The organism is Streptomyces globosus (genome assembly GCF_003325375.1).
In the GTDB taxonomy this organism is placed as follows: Bacteria; Actinomycetota; Actinomycetes; order Streptomycetales; family Streptomycetaceae; genus Streptomyces; species Streptomyces globosus_A.
On record NZ_CP030864.1, the window covers coordinates 396,015 to 409,268 of the forward strand.

The window sequence follows — 13,254 nt, forward strand, 5'->3', positions numbered from 1 at the left end:
TCAGTTTCAGTCCTTGACGTTGCTGGCCGAAACGATGCCGATGTCCTTCACATTGCTGTCCGAGACGATCTCCGCGACATCCGCGTCCTCGATCTCGGTCCAGACGATTTCACGCTCCATGGTTCACCTCCCTCCTCATATCCGGACATGAGATTCCGTCGGTGAACGGTCAACGATCGTAGGAAGCCCGCCAGCGGCGAACAAGGTGGCGATCCGGCCACCGCGGCATCCGGCCGGGCGGCATCCGGCCGATTCCCGTGGGGCCTCGGAGTCGGGAGAGGCGCTCTTGACGGTTTCTCACGCCGGTTTTCACAATGGGCCGGTCCGGCCGGGCCGGATCGCCTCGCCCGCCGCCGGAAAAGGGCACTGCGACCACGGGGAGTACTGCCGGATGCTGCGACTGCTCATCGGAAACGACTGGAGCGAGGAACTGGAAGAGCCGGCCGGCACCGGCTGGGCCGTGCAGCGCCTGCTGTGGTTCGCCCGCGACGGGGACGTCCTCGTCCTGCCTGTTCCGCCGGAGGAGGAGTTCCTCTCCTACGTCACCTCCCTGACGGGCACCCGCCGCGACTCCCTGGAGGTCGTCGTCCCGCCGCCCGGCCGCCTCGGCACCGGCGCCCTCACCGCGGACCGGCTCACCGACCCGGCCTTCGTCGCCGAGCTGCGCAAGCGGACCGCCGGCCGGCCCGTCGGCGAGGTCTTCGCCCTGTGGCCCGACGCCGCCGTCGCGGCCGCCGCCGACGCCCTGGGCTGCCCCGGTGCCCTCGAAGGGCACGCCTTCCTCACGCAGAGCGGCGGACTCCTCGGCAGCAGCAAGGCCGTCTTCCGCGCCCTGGCCGCCGGCGTGGGCGCCCCCCTCCCGGACGGCGCGGTCTGCGCCGATCCGCGGCGCGCCGAGGAGCACATCGTCCGCCTGCTCGACGACGGATGCCCCGTCATCCTCAAGCAGGACTTCGGCTCCGGCAGCGACGGCAACGAGATCCTCGGCCGCACGGCCGACGTCGACCTGCGCGGCGCACGCGCCGTACGCGCCCTCCCCGACCGGGCGGCGGTCACCGCGTACCTCGCCGAGCGCTGGGACTGGCTCACCGTCGGCGGCCGCGACCGGTTCGTCGTCGAGCGCTACCACCCCGGCAGCCGCGCCTACTTCGCCGAGTACTGGATCTCCGACGCGGGCATCCGCCTCGGCGGCCACGGCGAAATGCAGTACCGCCCCCTGCCCAACGCCCAGGTCATGCCCGCCCCGGACCTGACCGCCCGGCAGCTCGACGCACTCCTCGACGGCGGACACCGCATCTCGCAGGGGCTCCGCGCGATCGGCTACCGCGGCATCCTCAGCGCCGACGCCGTCCTCACCCCGGAAGGGGATGTCTTCTTCACCGAGTACAACGGCCGAGCCACCGGCTCCACCCACATCTACGAGATCGTCGGCAAGCGGGTCGTCGGCCCGGGCTTCGGCACCGACCGCATCCTGCTGGAGCGCGTGTGGCCCCGGCACTGGGAGGTGCCCTCCTTCACCGACGCCCTCACCCGGCTCCGCGACTCCGGCCACGCCTACGACCCCGCCACCCGCCGCGGCGCGATCATCCTGGCCGCCTACCACCCGGGCCGCAAGGGCGTCATGCTCTGCTTCGCGGACGACACCGTCGAGGCCGCCCTCCGCCGGGAGGAACAGGTCGCCCGGCTCTTCACTCCCGCCGCCTGACCGGGCCCGCGCGGGGAAGCGGACCCGATTGCGTCGAGGGGGGGTCCGCGGGACCGGGCAGGGCGGTACGCTCCCGCTTCATCCGCTGCTCGCGAAGCGGGTGGGGAACCGTCGGGGGGTGGACGAGTTGGTGCTGGGCGACCGCTACGAGTTGAGCGTCGGGTGCCGGGTCAGCGTGGAGAGCCAGGGCAGTCTGACGACGGTGAAGTGGAGCGTGGCGAGGCTGTCGTCACCCGACATGCGCCGGCCGCGGGAGGGCGAGGAGCCGGTCGCCTTCTCGTGCCCGCGGTGCCGCAAGGACTTCACCGCCACCGTCGAGTGCGCCGCCAAGGCCCGGCGCAAGCGCATGGCCTACCTGGTGGTCGGCAGCGTGCTGCTGCTGTCGCTGCTGGTCACCCTCCCCATGGCCTTCCACCTCGGCGGGCAGGTCAGGGAGGAGGACGACCCCTCGATGAACCCCATGGCCGTCCTCGTGCCCCTCGTCGCCGTCGGGTTCGTCGCCGGGCTGACACTGTTCCGGTTCGGCCGCCGCTACGCGGGCATCAGGAAGTACCGCCTGGTCCGACCCGACGGGAAGCGGACGATCCTGGTCCAGGGGCACCGCTTCGACTGATCCGGCGGCCGCCGGACAGCTGATCCACCGTGTACGAGACCGCGTACCCGCCGGTGCGGCACGCCGAACGGCTCCGATCGGGAACGCGCGGGGCCCTGCGTACATCTATCAGTGCGGCGCGGTTCCGCAGGGGCCGCGCCGCACGTAACTGCACGGTGTGAGGGCAAGGCGGGGCTGGGATGAAGGCGATAACGGTGGCGGGCGGCTCTCCGGACGACCCGGAGCGCGAGAGGACGGCCGCGCCGGGGGCGGGCCGGGAGGCCGCGGACGCGGAACCGGACACCGCGGCCGCGTCGGCCGAGGCCGCGGCCGAGGCCGCGCCTGCCGCCGAGTCCCCCGAGGCGGACGCCGACGGTGACACGGGCGCCGCGCCCCCGGCACCCCCCGCCGGGGCACCGGACCGCGGGCCCGCCGAGGACACCGCCTCCGAGTCCGGACGCGAACCCGCGGCCGACCCCGACCCGTCGAAGGCCGCCGCCGCAGCCGATGCCGACGCCGACGCCGAGGCCGGTGCGCAGGCCCCGGCCGCCGAGGCGGGACAGGCGGACACCGCCGGCGACCCCGACGACCCGGCGGCGGCCGACACCGGGGCGGAGGGCGACGAGGCCCGCCCGCAGCCCGAGCAGGCGGCCGACCCCCGGGTAGCGGCGCCGTCGCCCGCTCCCGGGGACCGCCCCGAGGCCGAGGCGGCGGACGATCCCGCGGACTCCGCGGACGGGGCCCGCCCCGAGCCGGACGACGCGCCCGGGGGCCGCACCGCGGCCGCGCCCGAGGACGGCGCGAAGGACGACGCGACGCTGGTGTTCACCAAGCCGCCGCGCGGCCCGGCCGCCACCCCCGCCGAGCCGGCCGCGAAGCCCGGCACCGAGTCCGCGCCGCCCGCCGGAGCACCGGCGGACGGCGCCGGCGCCGGGGCCGAGCCCGCTCCGGCGGCCGCGGACGACGACACGCGGACCCTCGTCTTCCGCGCCCCGGACGCCGCGGCGCTGTCCCGGAAGCCGGAGCCGGAGCCGAAGCCGGGCCCCGCGCCCGCGGCGGAGGACACCGACGAGCCGCCCGCCCGGGGCGACCGGCCCGACGCGTCCGGCAGCGACGGCCGGAAGCGGCCCGCGTGGGCGCGTACGGAGGAAGCGGAGGAGGACGACCCCGAGCGCACGACCCGCTTCGCCGCCTTCCAGCCCCCCACCACCCGTGCGCCCGCCGCACCCAAGCCCGCCGCCCCGAGGCCCTCCGGCCCGGCGCCGACCGCCTCCCGCCCCCTCGCTCCGGCGCCGGGAGCGCCCCGCCCCACCACCCCCGGGCCCACCACCCCCGGGCCCGCCGCCCCCAGGCCCGCCGCCCCGGCGTCGCCGAACGCGACCCGGCCCGCCGCCCCGCGGCCGGCCCCCCGCCCGCAGCCCGCGGCCCCGGCCCCCGCCGCGTACCAGCCGCCGCCGCTGGACCTGCCGGCGGTACGGCTGCCGCACACGGAGGCCCGGCGCCGCCCGCTGCTGCGCAGTGCCAGGCTGTGGGCGCCGGCCGGGGTGCTGCTCCTCGCCGGGGGCCTCGTCGGCGCGCAGCTCCTGCGCCCGCTGCCCGCGCCCCGGCTCGTGGCCGCCGAGACCACCCGTACCGTCGACGGGCAGTTCTCCGTCCCGTGGCCCGCCATGGGCCAGGGCGCGGTCCGCGTCGCCGGCTCGGGCGAGGTCGGCTCGTTCGGCGAGCAGAAGCCCGTTCCGACGGCCAGCGTCGCCAAGGTGATGACGGCCTACGTGATCCTCAAGGGCCACCCGCTGCGCAAGAACGAGCCCGGCCCCTCCCTCACGGTCGACGCGAAGGCCGTCGCCGAGGGGAAGTCGGAGGACGAGTCCCGGATCGAGGGGCTCACCGCCGGCCAGAAGTTCAGCCAGCTGGACATGCTCAAGATGCTGATGATCCCGTCGGGCAACAACGCCGCACGCCTGCTGGCCCGCTGGGACACCGGCACCGACTCCGAGGCCGCGTTCGTGGAGAAGATGAACGCCGCGGCCCGGGACCTCGGGATGAAGGACACCACGTACACCGACCCCAGCGGCCTGGACGCCGGGACCGTCAGCACCGCCGCCGACCAGCTGAAGCTGGCCGAGGCGGTGATGAAGGACGAGGTGTTCCGCTCGATCGTCGCCATGCCCAGCGCGCCCATCAAGGGGCTGCCGCAGCCGCTGGTCAACAACAACACGCTGCTGACCGCGCAGGGCCTCAGCGTCCGCGGCATCAAGACCGGCTCCAGCACGCCGGCGGGCGGCGCGCTGATGTGGGCGGCGTACAAGTCGGTAGGCGACGAGACCCCGCTGATCCTGGGCACGCTGATGGAGCAGCGGGTGGAGGGCTCCGACCCGAACGCCACGAAGAGCCTGGCCCTGGTGCTCTCCAACAGCAAGAAGATCATCGAGGCGGTGCGCTCGGCCCTGGCATCCGCGCCGCTCGTCCGCAAGGGCGACGTCGTCGGGTACGTGGACGACGGGCTCGGCGGCCGTACGCCCCTCGTGGCGGCCAAGGACCTGAACGCGATCGCCGTCCCGGGCCAGCAGTTCAAGCTGACGCTGTCCCCCGGGGCGTCGCCGCTGCGGCGCGAGGCGAAGGCGGGCACCCAGGTCGGCACCCTGACGGCCGGCGAGGGCGACGGCGCGAAGAGCGTGCCGGTGGCGGTCCGCACCGCCCTGGAGGAGCCCTCCCTCGGCACCCGCCTCACCCGCCTGCGCTGACGCCCGCCGCGCCTGAGGCCGGTGCCTCGGCGGGATCCCCGCCGAGGCACCGGTGCCCTACTCCGAGCCGGTGTCGGGCGGGCTTCAGGGGCGGCGGCCGGTGGTGGAGGCGAAGCCCAGCCAGGTGTGGCGGTTGTTCCACCAGCACCAGCCGACCTTGGGCGCGTTGCGCCGCTCGCGGCCGTCGCGGCCGGTGCCGTTGCTGATCCAGATGGCCGGCGTACGGGCGTCGAAGCTGCCGTTCGGCTTGCGCAGGCGCGAGCCGATGGTCATGAAGCAGCGGTTGCGCTCCAGGACGGCGGGCTGCTGGATCAGCCAGTGGATGCCCTCCGTGAGCAGCAGCGGGGTGCGGTCCTCCCGGTGGAGTGCGGGCAGCGCCTCTTCCGGGCTCCAGTTGGCCATCCGGTCGCCGCGGTCGGGGCCGGCGACGAGGTAGAGGGGCGCGTCGGGCAGGTCGATGCCGTCCGGGGTGAACCGGTCGACGTCCGCCATGTCGGTGACGACGAACCCGGGCTTGTCCCCGCGGCGGAGCAGCGGGGCGAGGGCGGAGGCGGGCGCCAGGTCCGGGTGGACGGCCAGCAGGAGATCCCCGCCGTCGCCGCCGGCGGTGGCGGCGTACGCCCGCAGCTGTTCGGCGGGGATCCCGGCCTGCTCGGGCACCCCGAGCTCGATCAGCCGCTCGGCCTGCGCGTGCAGCGACGGGAGCGGGAGGGCAGCGGAAACGGTCTCGGGCAAGGGACTTCCTCGTCTTCGTGATCCGGCATAAAGGGGGGAGGGGGAGGAGCGCGGCGGGTGCGGACTCAGCGGCTCAGGCCCCGGAACCGCTTCACCGCGAGTGGGAAGAACACCGCGATCAGCGCCACCGGCCAGGCCACGGCGAGGAGTTCGGCGTGCTCGGCGGCCCAGGAGCCGCCGCCGGTGCCGCCGGGGCTGCCGACGAGGCCGCGCACGGCGGTGGCGGTCGCCGACAGCGGGTTCCACTCCACGACCGCGCCCAGCCAGGCCGGCATCGATCCGGGCGCGGCGATCGCGTTGGAGAGGAAGCCGACCGGCCACACCAGGATCTGCACCGCCTGCACCAGTTCCGGCTTGCCCGCGACCAGCCCCAGGTGGATGCCGACCCACAGCATCGCGAACCGCAGCAGCAACAGCAGCCCCACGGCCGCCAGGAAGGCGGCGGTCCCGTGGTGCCAGCGCCAGCCCATCGCGTACCCGACCGCGATCATCACGGTGAGGCCGACCGCCGACTGCAGCATGTCGGCGGTGCTCCGGCCGACGAGGACCGCGCCGGAGGCCATCGGCAGCGACCGGAACCGGTCGATGACGCCCTTGCCGAGGTCCTGGGTGACCGCCAGCATGGTCGCCTCCAGGCCGAAGGCCATCGTCATGGCGAGCATGCCGGGCACCAGGTAGGCCGTGAAGTCGCCGTCGACGCCCCGGCCGCCGCCGATCAGGAAGCCGAACATCAGCATCATCATCACCGGGAAGACCAGCCCGACGGCCACCTGCGCCGGCTCGCGCGCCCAGTGCATCAGCTCGCGCCTGGTCATCGTCCACGAGTCGGCGGCGGCCCAGCCCAGCCGCGTGCCCGTCCCCGTGCCCGTGCCGTGCGCCGCGCTCGCGCCGAGCACCGGACCCGTACTCATGCCGCGTCCTCCTTCTTCGTCAGGTGCATGAAGACCTCGTCAAGGGTGGGCCGGCGCACCGCGATGTCCCGCGCCTCGATGCCGGCCGCCTCCAGGGCCCGTACGGTCCCGGTCAGGGCTGCCATCCGGTCGGTGACGGCGGCGCTGACCAGGCGCAGGTCCTCGTCCACGACCGCCTCGCCCGGCAGGAGGGCGGCCGCGCGCGCCAGGTGGGCCGCGTCGTGCAGCACGACGTCGATGCGGTCGCCGCCGGTGGCCGACTTCAGCTCGTCCGGTGTGCCTTCGGCGATGGCCCTGCCGTGGTCGACGACCGTGATCCGGTCGGCGAGCTGGTCGGCCTCCTCCAGGTACTGGGTGGTCAGCAGGACGGTCGTGCCGCCGTCGACGAGCGAGCGCACCGCGCTCCACACCTCCGTGCGGCCGCGCGGGTCCAGCCCGGTCGTCGGCTCGTCCAGGAAGAGCACCTCCGGCTGCGAGATGAGGGCCGCCGCCAGGTCGAGGCGCCGCCGCATCCCGCCGCTGTACTGCTTGACGGCCTTGGGGCCGGTGTCCGCGAGCCCGAACCGGGCCAGCAGCTCGCCTGCCCGGCGTGCGGCGCCGCGCGCGCCGAGCCGGTGGAGCCGGCCGAAGAGCTCCAGGTTCTGGCGTCCGCTCAGCTCCTCGTCCACGGCGGCGTTCTGGCCGACCAGCCCGATGCGGGCGCGGACCTCGTCGGTACGGGTCCTGACGTCGGCCCCGGCCACCTCGACGCGTCCTTCGTCGGGGCGCAGCAGCGTGGACATGATGCGCACGGCCGTGGTCTTGCCGGCGCCGTTCGGGCCCAGGATCCCCTGGACGGTCCCGGCCCGGACCGTGAGGTCCAGCCCGTCCAGGGCCCGCTTGGCCCCGTAGCTCTTCCGCAGGCCTTCGACGAGGATCGCCGGATCGCGGTCGGTCACAGCAGAAGCCTTCCGTCAGTGGTCAAACTTGACTAGCGAACAAGAAGGTACGATGACCGAGTCGATTAGTCAAACTTGATTAGCACTGCATCGCGGACGCGGGCCCTCGCCGCCGGCGGCCCCGCCCCCGCCGCCTACGCTGGTCGAACCTGTCCTGAAGGGAGACGCCCATGTCAGCGATCCGGCTGCTGGTCCTCGGCGCGGTCCGCCAGCACGGACGCGCACACGGCTACCAGGTCCGCAACGACCTGGAGTTCTGGGGCGCCCACGAGTGGTCCAACGCCAAACCGGGCTCGATCTACCACGCGCTCAAGCAGATGGCGAAGGAGGGCCTCCTCCTGGCCCACGAGGTCGCCCCGAGCACCGCCGGCGGCCCTCCGCGCGTCGAGTACGAGATGACGGAGCAGGGCGCCGAGGAGTACTTCGCGCTGCTGCGCCAGTCGCTGACCTCGTACGACCAGAAGATGGACGTCCTGTCGGCCGGCATCGGCTTCATCGTCGACCTGCCGCGCGAGGAGGCCGTCGCGCTCCTGAGGGAGCGGATCGCCCGGCTCGACCAGTGGCGGTCCGCGGTCACCGAGTACTACACGCCGGAGAACGGCCCCGGGCAGCTCGGGCACATCGGCGAGATCATGAACATGTGGGTGCACTCGGCCGACAGCGAGGCCGCCTGGACCAACGGCCTGATCGAGCGGATCGAGGGCGGCGCCTACACCTTCGCCGGGGAGGGCGAGCCCTTCGTCGCCGTCCTCGCGGACGGCGAGCCGAACCCGTACGCCGCCCCCCGCTGAACGGGCCGTACGCCGCACGGGCACGTCCGGGCGGCCGAGCCCGGCTCAGCGGTACGGTGCGCCGCGCCCGCGCCCGCTCCCGCGCCCGTGGGGCGCGATCCCGCCACGCCCCCCGTGCCTGCTCGCGCCCCTGTGTACCCCGGCGCGCTCCGGCGTGTCCGGCGTCTTCCGCAGGCGGCGCACGCCCGTCCGATGCGGTGAAGACCGTGCGTGGCATATGCGAAGTGCCGTATGCCCCGCCCCAGCATGTCCCTTGCACTGCCGACCACCACCGTGGAAAGGGACCTCTGTGGCCGACGCCAAGAAGGAAAACGCCAGGAAGTTCGCAGGATCCGTCGGACTCGTGACCCCGCTGGAGGGGCCTGCCGTCTCCCCGGCGCCGCCGGCCGACGAGACGTGGCAGCTGCCGCACGGCAGCGCCCGCGTCTACTACGGCGAAGGCCGCCAGGGCATGGTCCGGCCGGTCGTCCTGGCCGACGGCTTCAACATGGGGCCGACCGACTTCGACCGGCTCTGGGACGGCCTGGAGAACGGCCGGTATCCCTTCGTCAGCGAGCTCCGGCGCCGCGGCCGCACGCTGGTCCTCGTCGGGTTCGACGAGCGCAGCGAGTCGATCCTGCGCAACTCCGAGACCATGACCGCCGCCATCCTGCGGACCGTCGCCGAGCAGATCGGCGACGCCCGGCTGGTCGTCGGCGGGTTCAGCATGGGCGGCATCGTCGCCCGCTACGCGCTCGCGCACATGGAAGCACAGCGCATCGACCACCGCACCGCCGTCTACGTGTCGTTCGACAGCCCGCACCGCGGCGCGTGGGTGCCGGTCGGACTGCAGGCCTTCGCCCACTACCTCGCCCAGACCGGCAACGACACCTACCTGCGGCAGATCAGCAGCCCGGCCTCGCAGCAGATGCTGTGGCGGCACCTCGACGCCCTCGACGGCACCCCGCAGGAAAGCCCGATGCGCCGCGAGTTCAAGGAGCAGCTCCAGCGCCTCGGCGGCTGGCCCCGCGTCCCGCGGCTGCTCGGCGTGGCCAGCGGCCGCGGCGACGGCTCCGGCAACGGCGTCCGCGCCGGGGACAAGACGCTCAGCTGCGCCGGACCGCTCTTCGACGGTACGCACTTCCTCGCCCAGTCCCAGGGCGAGAAGGCCGAGGTCGCTGTCCTGAACGGCCTCCTCGGCGGCCCGCACACCATCACCACGAGCGGGTTCCCCGAGCTGGACGGGGCGCCGGGCGGCACCCTCGAGTCCTTCGGCATCATCGCCGACACCCTCGCCTCCTTCGGCGAGCGCGTCGACCTCGTCCACCGGTCGGTGTGCTTCGTCCCGTCCGTCAGCGCGGTCGCCATCCGCGATCTCGACCAGCAGGACGACCTGTACGCCGACATCGACGACCTGCCCCCGGACCAGTCCGAGCTCGACGACTACATGCTCTCCACCTCCAACGACCCGCACAGCGCCATGACCCCCGAGATCGGCGAGTGGGTCCTCGACCGCCTGCCCGGCTGACCGACCCGACCCCCCGGCCCGCCCCGGCCCGGCCCGCAGGAGAGCGGCCCGGGGCGGGCCGGATGTGATGCAGGTCACAGCGCAACCCTGTCAGGGATCGCAAGGCCGTCCGGTTCAAGGTGCGAGACCACGCCGGACCACGGCGGATCCCGAGCAGACAGGAGCACGGACATGCAGCACCGCATCGTCGTCCTCGGCGCCGGCTACACCGGAGCGGTCGCCGCCGGCCGCCTCGCCCGCCGGCTCCACGCCGACGACGTCACCATCACCCTGGTCAACGCCGAGCCCGACTTCGTCGAGCGGGTCCGCCTGCACCAGCTCGCCGCCGGCCAGGAGCTCCGGCCCCGCCCGTTCGACGAGATGTTCGCCGGGACGGGCGTGCGGCTGGAGCTCGCCGAGGTCACCGCAGTCGACGTCGACCGCAAGGCGGTCACGGTCCGGGGCGGTGACGGGCCTGCGGAGCTGGCCTACGACACCCTGGTCTACGCCCTCGGCAGCGGCTGGAACGACGGCGGAGTCCCCGGCGCCGCCCGGCACGCCCACGAGGTGTCCAGCCGCCGCGGCGCCCTCCGGCTCCGCGAGCGCCTGGCCGCCCTGGAGGCCGGCCGGCCCGTGGTCGTGGTCGGCGGCGGCCTGACCGGCCTGGAGGCCGCGACGGAGATCGCCGAGGCCCGCCCCGACCTCGACGTGCACCTGCTCACCCGCGGCGCCCTCGGCGACTGGCTGTCCCGCAAGGGCCGCGACCACCTGCGGAAGGTCGCCGACCGCCTCGGCATCACCGTCCACGAACACACGCAGGCCGCCGCCGTCGCCGCAGACCGGGTGACCACGGCCGACGGGACGGACCTCCCCTCGGCGGCCACCGTCTGGACCACCGGCTTCGCCGTCCACCCGATCGCCGGCGCCACCGGCCTCGAACTCACCGACGGCGGGCAGATCGCCGTCGACGCCACCATGCGCTCGCTCTCGCACCCCGACGTCTACGCGGTGGGCGACGCCGCGATGGCCCTCGGCCCGAACGACCGGCCGCTGCGCATGTCCTGCGCCTCGGGCGTGCCGATGGCCTGGCAGGCCGCCGACGCCATCGCCGCCCGGCTCGCCGGCGTGAAGGTGCCGCACGTCCCGATCCGCTACTACCAGCAGTGCATCTCGCTGGGCCGGAAGGAGGGCCTCATCCAGTTCGTCACCGCCGACGACCGCGCCGTCGAGAAGGCCCTCACCGGCCGCACCGCCGCCCTCTACAAGGAAATCATCTGCAAGGGCGCGACCTGGGGCGTCGCCAACCCGACCCTGGGGATGCCGACCCGGCGCCGCCGCACCGCGCCCGCGGCGCAGACCGCGCCCGCGGCCGCCCCCTCCGGGGCGGCGGCCTGACCGGGGCCCGGCCCCGGCCGCGCCCCCGGCCGCGTACGGATGCGGGCGCGGACCCGCGGCGCGCACCGGCGCCACGGGTCCGCACCGGCCGTCAGCGCGGGGTGAGGAGGCAGAACTCGTTGCCCTCCGGGTCGGCCAGCACCTTCCAGTGGATCGAGGACTGGTCGATCCCGGGGTCGGTGGCGCCGAGGGCGCGCAGCCGGGCGGCCTCCGCCTCCAGGTCGTCCCCGCGGTAGGGGGCGATGTCGAGGTGGACGCGGTTCCACACCGTCTTGGCGTCGGGCGTCCGGACGAACTCCAGGTACGGGCCGACGCCTTGGGAGGAACGCAGCGACGCGTGGTCGTCGGCGGCCTCGGCCACCGTCCAGTCCGTCGCCTCGCCCCAGAACCGGGCCATGGCCCGCGGGTCGGCGCAGTCGACCACCACCGCGGCGATCGGCCCGGTGTCCCGGTAGACCGGACGGGGCTCCAGGACGCAGAACTCGTTGCCCTCCGGGTCGGCCATGACCGTCCAGGGGACGTCGCCCTGGCCCACGTCGGCGAGCACCGCCCCCAGATCCTTCAGGCGGCCCACCAGTTCGGCCTGGTGGGCGGCCGAGGCGGTGGCCAGGTCGATGTGCACCCGGTTCTTCACCGTCTTGGGCTCCGGCCGGGCGATGAGGTCGATGCAGACGGCCGACGGGTCAGGATAGGAGAAGCCCACCGGTTCGAGGTTCGTCACCCCGGGCGCCTCGCTGTCGACGCCCCACCCCAGCACCTCCGCCCAGAACCGGCCGAGCGCGGAGTCGTCCTGCGCCTTCATGTTGATCTGCACGAGTCGTGTTGCCATACCGCGGATCCTAGGCGGCGGTCTCGGCGGTCTCGCCGGCCGGAGGGGCGTGGACGGCGTTCACCGGCCCGCCGAGGGCCTCCGCCGGAACTCCTTCAGCGGCCGTCCGCCCCGTCGGGCGGCCAGCGCGCCGGCCCGTAGAGCCGCTGCACGGCCTCGATGTCCGCGGCGGAGAGTTCGCGCCGGCCGTCGCCGCCGGAGGCCGTCATCACGGAGTCGGTGTCGGCCGTCGTGTGGCCCAGCCCCAGGGCGTGCCCGATCTCGTGCACGGCGACGGCGTGGAGGTCGGTGAGCAGCCCGGGCCGGTTCGTCCACGTCGGGGCGTCGTTGAAGTGGACGTCGCCGGCGAAGGGTTCCGGTGCCGCCGCGGAGGGCGGCGGCCACGCATGCCCCAGCACCACCGCGTTGTCGTCGAAGGGCGGCGTGCCGAGGAAGGCGGGCGGATCGCCGTGCTCGCGGACCAGGAAGCCGACGAGGATGTCCACGCGGTACAGCCGGGTCAGCGCCTGCACGGCCCGTGCCTGCGTACGGTCGAAGGCCGGCCCGAAGCGGACCGCGAGCGCGAGCGCGTGCACGGCGCCGGAGGCCGCGAGCGGCGGGGGGAGGTGGCGGAACGTCAGGGGCGTCACCGCGGCCCAGGTGGCGAAGGCCTGCGCGACCGCGGAGGACGCCTGCGCCGGCGTCAGGTCGGAGGTGTGCCGCATGAACCCGTACGTCAGGTCCGTACGGGGCCAGGCGCGGATCGTCGGCACCGCCCGGGGCACCGCCGCGGCGCCCGGCAGGAGGTCCGGCACCCCGCAGCGCGGCCGCCGCAGCTGCGCCAGGGTGCGCTCGCCCGTCTCGCCGTCGGCTTCGAGCCCGAAGCACTCCTGGTACCGGCGCACCGCCTCGGCCAGCTGCTCGTCGTACTGGTCGGCGGCGCGCGGCGCGTAGGGTGCGTACCCCAGCCGTCGCAGGTACGCGTACAGGGCCGCGACCTCGGGGCCGTGGTCGCCCCTCTTCAGGGGCTGGAGCGGGGCCTTCGGCATCCGCGCCTCCCGGAGTCGGTGCGGCCGGCGGCCGGCACACGGGAACCCGGCAGCAGGGGGGCCGTCCGCGCAGTGGTGCTGCTTCCACGATAGGAGCCGC

12 protein-coding genes are annotated in these 13,254 nt (G+C 74.6%); 6 read left to right on the top strand and 6 right to left on the bottom strand.

Going from position 1 to position 13,254, the window contains the following annotated elements; all coding sequences use genetic code 11:
* Positions 1-6: 6 nt before the first annotated feature.
* A complete protein-coding gene (locus C0216_RS34185) occupies positions 7-120 on the bottom strand; it encodes a pheganomycin family RiPP precursor (RefSeq protein WP_216827151.1) in 114 nt (37 codons plus the stop codon).
* Between the two features lie 271 nt (positions 121-391).
* On the opposite strand from C0216_RS34185, the gene C0216_RS32570 reads away from it, so the two are divergent.
* From C0216_RS32570 to C0216_RS32580, 3 genes are all read left to right on the top strand, one after another.
* The gene (locus tag C0216_RS32570; protein ID WP_114059373.1) at positions 392-1,705 is read left to right on the top strand and encodes a peptide ligase PGM1-related protein; all 1,314 of its coding nucleotides are present in this window, start codon (positions 392-394) and stop codon (positions 1,703-1,705) included.
* Between the two features lie 118 nt (positions 1,706-1,823).
* Positions 1,824-2,318: a hypothetical protein gene (locus C0216_RS32575; protein WP_162793384.1), complete on the top strand. Its 495-nt coding sequence runs from the start codon at positions 1,824-1,826 to the stop codon at positions 2,316-2,318.
* A gap of 179 nt (positions 2,319-2,497) precedes the next feature.
* On the top strand, positions 2,498-5,041 hold the full coding sequence (locus C0216_RS32580; RefSeq protein WP_246043021.1) for a D-alanyl-D-alanine carboxypeptidase: 2,544 nt from the start codon (positions 2,498-2,500) through the stop codon (positions 5,039-5,041).
* An 84-nt stretch (positions 5,042-5,125) separates the two neighbouring features.
* Here the strand turns inward: C0216_RS32580 and C0216_RS32585 are convergent, their stop codons facing one another.
* The 3 genes from C0216_RS32585 to C0216_RS32595 form a co-directional block, all read right to left on the bottom strand.
* Complete coding sequence (locus C0216_RS32585) at positions 5,126-5,776, bottom strand: DUF5701 family protein (RefSeq protein ID WP_114059375.1); 651 nt, start codon at positions 5,774-5,776, stop codon at positions 5,126-5,128.
* Between the two features lie 65 nt (positions 5,777-5,841).
* Positions 5,842-6,687: an ABC transporter permease gene (locus C0216_RS32590; protein WP_114059376.1), complete on the bottom strand. Its 846-nt coding sequence runs from the start codon at positions 6,685-6,687 to the stop codon at positions 5,842-5,844.
* Positions 6,684-7,625, bottom strand: coding sequence for an ATP-binding cassette domain-containing protein (locus C0216_RS32595; protein WP_114059377.1), 942 nt, complete (start codon positions 7,623-7,625; stop codon positions 6,684-6,686). The genes C0216_RS32590 and C0216_RS32595 overlap by 4 nt, the downstream gene beginning before the upstream one ends.
* 170 nt (positions 7,626-7,795) lie before the next feature.
* Here C0216_RS32595 and C0216_RS32600 point away from each other — a divergent pair, with 170 nt between their 5' ends.
* The 3 genes from C0216_RS32600 to C0216_RS32610 all read left to right on the top strand — a co-directional run bounded on the left by C0216_RS32600 (position 7,796) and on the right by C0216_RS32610 (position 11,297).
* The gene (locus C0216_RS32600) at positions 7,796-8,416 is read left to right on the top strand and encodes a PadR family transcriptional regulator (protein ID WP_114059378.1); all 621 of its coding nucleotides are present in this window, start codon (positions 7,796-7,798) and stop codon (positions 8,414-8,416) included.
* A 289-nt stretch (positions 8,417-8,705) separates the two neighbouring features.
* Complete coding sequence (locus C0216_RS32605) at positions 8,706-9,923, top strand: esterase/lipase family protein (RefSeq protein ID WP_246043022.1); 1,218 nt, start codon at positions 8,706-8,708, stop codon at positions 9,921-9,923.
* 171 nt (positions 9,924-10,094) lie between these two features.
* A complete protein-coding gene (locus C0216_RS32610; RefSeq protein WP_114059380.1) occupies positions 10,095-11,297 on the top strand; it encodes an NAD(P)/FAD-dependent oxidoreductase in 1,203 nt (400 codons plus the stop codon).
* Between the two features lie 91 nt (positions 11,298-11,388).
* Here the strand turns inward: C0216_RS32610 and C0216_RS32615 are convergent, their stop codons facing one another.
* Positions 11,389-12,126: a VOC family protein gene (locus tag C0216_RS32615; RefSeq protein WP_114059381.1), complete on the bottom strand. Its 738-nt coding sequence runs from the start codon at positions 12,124-12,126 to the stop codon at positions 11,389-11,391.
* Between the two features lie 95 nt (positions 12,127-12,221).
* Complete coding sequence (locus C0216_RS32620; RefSeq protein ID WP_114059382.1) at positions 12,222-13,154, bottom strand: matrixin family metalloprotease; 933 nt, start codon at positions 13,152-13,154, stop codon at positions 12,222-12,224.
* Between the last annotated feature and the right edge of the window lie 100 nt (positions 13,155-13,254).

Coding starts and splice junctions, on each gene's coding strand:
- C0216_RS34185 (WP_216827151.1), bottom strand. CDS start 120: ATGGAGCGTGAAATCGTCTGGACCGAGATCGAGGACGCGGATGTCGCG.
- C0216_RS32570 (WP_114059373.1), top strand. CDS start 392: ATGCTGCGACTGCTCATCGGAAACGACTGGAGCGAGGAACTGGAAGAG.
- C0216_RS32580 (WP_246043021.1), top strand. CDS start 2,498: ATGAAGGCGATAACGGTGGCGGGCGGCTCTCCGGACGACCCGGAGCGC.
- C0216_RS32590 (WP_114059376.1), bottom strand. CDS start 6,687: ATGAGTACGGGTCCGGTGCTCGGCGCGAGCGCGGCGCACGGCACGGGC.
- C0216_RS32600 (WP_114059378.1), top strand. CDS start 7,796: ATGTCAGCGATCCGGCTGCTGGTCCTCGGCGCGGTCCGCCAGCACGGA.
- C0216_RS32610 (WP_114059380.1), top strand. CDS start 10,095: ATGCAGCACCGCATCGTCGTCCTCGGCGCCGGCTACACCGGAGCGGTC.
- C0216_RS32615 (WP_114059381.1), bottom strand. CDS start 12,126: ATGGCAACACGACTCGTGCAGATCAACATGAAGGCGCAGGACGACTCC.
- C0216_RS32620 (WP_114059382.1), bottom strand. CDS start 13,154: ATGCCGAAGGCCCCGCTCCAGCCCCTGAAGAGGGGCGACCACGGCCCC.